Consider the following 1,816-nt stretch of genomic DNA (forward strand, 5'->3'; position numbering starts at 1 on the left):
CCGTCAGTCTGTGGTGAAAGTCCACGTAGGGCGTAGTTGCCGACGAACCTCATAGCAACTTGCAAGGTTATCACCGTGAGGTGATGGCGAGAAGAAGCAATAGCAAAATCGTAGCCTGACGAACAGAAACCTAATACCAAGGCTTACATAAAGGATGAGTGGGCATAAAGTCACGAAGTCCAAAAGGCAAACGTAACTTATGTAAGTAAATTAGGCAGGTAGACGAGGAAAGACTGACGACTTATCCCGTGAGGTCTCACAGAGGAAAATCTAGTAACAACGAACTGTGAGAAGTCAGCAGAAGCCATAGTAGTGGAGAAGTTTCTGTAATGGAAATGGAGCGAAGGGCTGAACAATTCTAAAAGTCAAAGTGACTTAATCAAACTAAGTATATAAGCCCGACGAGAAATATAGTAGCAAAGACGTAACGGAGTGAACATTTCACAGGAGATAGGGTTAATATGTACAAAAGAAAATTAGGAAAGTGAGACAATCTATGGGACAACTAATGAATCAAATATTATCCAGAGAAAATATGAAAATGGCATACAAAAAGGTAAAAGCCAATAAGGGTGCCGGAGGCATAGACGGTATAAGTATCGAAGATGTTAACAAATACCTTAAAGAAAACTGGATAGATATCAAAACGAAAATCCTGAAAAGGAAATATAAACCACAACCAGTGCTCAGAGTAGAAATACCAAAACCAAATGGTGGAGTACGAAACCTTGGAATTCCAACAGTAGTAGACAGAATCATAGAACAAGCAATTGCCCAAATTCTAACACCAATGTTTGAGCCACAGTTTAGTGAACATAGCTATGGATTTAGACCAGGTAGAAGAGCACAACAAGCAATAGTAGAGCTACTAGAATATCTAAATGATGGATACACATACATAGTGGACATTGACCTAGAAAAGTTCTTTGATAACGTACCACAGGACAAGCTTATGTACCTGGTAGGCAAAACGGTGAAAGACCCAGATGTAATATCTCTTGTAACTAAGTATCTAAGAGCAGGAGTTATGGTAAAAGGGAAATATGAAGAAACCACTATAGGAACTCCGCAAGGAGGTAACTTATCTCCTTTGCTTAGTAACATAATGCTCAATGAATTAGACAAAGAGTTAGAAGCACGAGGCTTGCACTTTGTTAGATATGCAGATGACTGTATAATAACCGTTGCAAGTAGTGCAGCTGCAAATAGAGTGATGCACTCAATTACATCTTGGATAGAAAGAAAACTAAGTCTCAAGGTGAATGCTACTAAATCCAAAGTCACAAAACCAACAGGTCTCAAGTACCTAGGATTTGGCTTTGTGAAAATGAATGGAAAATGGGAAGCCAGACCACATAAAGATTCAATAAACAGATTCAAGAGAAAGCTCAAGAAACTAACATATCGTTCGTGGTCAGTGTCTATGGACTACAGGATACTGAGACTAAATCAGGTGATAAGAGGATGGATAAACTATTTTAGGATAGGTAAGATGAAACAAAATATGACTAAAATAGACAAACATCTTCGTAATCGTATGAGGATAGTTATATGGAAGCAATGGAAAACTAGTAAGAAAAGGATGTGGGGACTAAGGAAGCTTGGTGTACCAGAGTGGATGGCGAGACAATCTGTAGGGTTTGCAGACCATTATCAGGCGGTAGCAAAAACAGCCGGACTTCGCAGGATAACAAAAGAAATACTCGCAAAGCGAGGACTCATTAGTTGTTTAGATTACTATTTGAATTGAACCGCGGAGTGCCGAACGGCACGCTCCGTGGTGTGAGAGGGAGGAGAAAGTCCTCCCTACTCGATT

General features: G+C 39.8%; 1 protein-coding gene. It reads left to right on the top strand.

Annotation, left to right across the window (positions count from 1 at the left end; translation table 11 throughout):
• The first annotated feature begins 508 nt into the window (after positions 1 to 508).
• Entirely contained in the window at positions 509 to 1,750 is a 1,242-nt protein-coding gene (ltrA, locus tag HMPREF1639_RS03990; RefSeq protein ID WP_020999708.1) for a group II intron reverse transcriptase/maturase, read from the top strand.
• Positions 1,751 to 1,816 lie beyond the last annotated feature (66 nt).

Source organism: Peptostreptococcus sp. MV1 (assembly GCF_000758885.1).
GTDB lineage: Bacteria > Bacillota > Clostridia > Peptostreptococcales > Peptostreptococcaceae > Peptostreptococcus.